Raw genomic sequence first — 640 nt, 5'->3', positions numbered from 1 at the left:
GCTCTTTTTATGCAAAAACATACCGCGATGTCCGGGCCAAAATGAAGTGTCAAAAAGGGGAGAGGGACGCTGTGAAATCCATGCCTGCCACCCCCTGTGACAACGCCGCAATTTTATTTGAAAATTGGCTGAAAGGAGACCTTTATAGCCGTTTAAAACCATCAACCTATGAAAGCTACTTTCGCTGCACACAAAAATATATACTTCCGCATTTCAGAAAACCGGAAAACACGCAGTTGTCAGAGCAATCCATTGTACGATTTCTTAAAGCGGTAAATGAAAAAACGGCTCTCTCTGAAATATACCGTAAAAAAATTTTATCCATCTTCAAAACTTCTTTGCGGGATATTTCCCAAAGCCAGACTCAATTTACCTGTCTGCTCCAATATGTAGCATTGCCAAAAACCAGCACATATCAAAAAGAAATCCCCGTCTTTTCAGTAAAGGAACAACGTTCCATTGAGCATGCAGTCCATTGCTCCAAAGATAAAAGGGCCTTTGGCTTAATGCTCTGTTTTTATACAGGAATCCGCATAGGGGAGCTATGTGCGCTCAAGTGGAGCGACTTTGATTTGGAGGCTGGCGTAATGTCTGTCTCCAGAACGGTGTCACGCATTCAAAATTTTAAAGGCAGCGGAGA

1 protein-coding gene is annotated in these 640 nt (G+C 42.5%); it reads left to right on the top strand.

The window, feature by feature from the left end:
* Positions 1 to 80 precede the first annotated feature (80 nt).
* On the top strand, positions 81 to 640 hold a 560-nt coding region (locus tag B2W96_RS02890; RefSeq protein WP_293008380.1), incomplete at its 3' end, for a site-specific integrase.

This window comes from Oscillibacter sp. UBA6647, assembly GCA_002455655.1.
GTDB lineage: Bacteria > Bacillota > Clostridia > Oscillospirales > Oscillospiraceae > Oscillibacter.
Note: the sequence above shows the minus strand (reverse complement) of the source record. Positions and strands in the feature narration are given on the sequence as shown.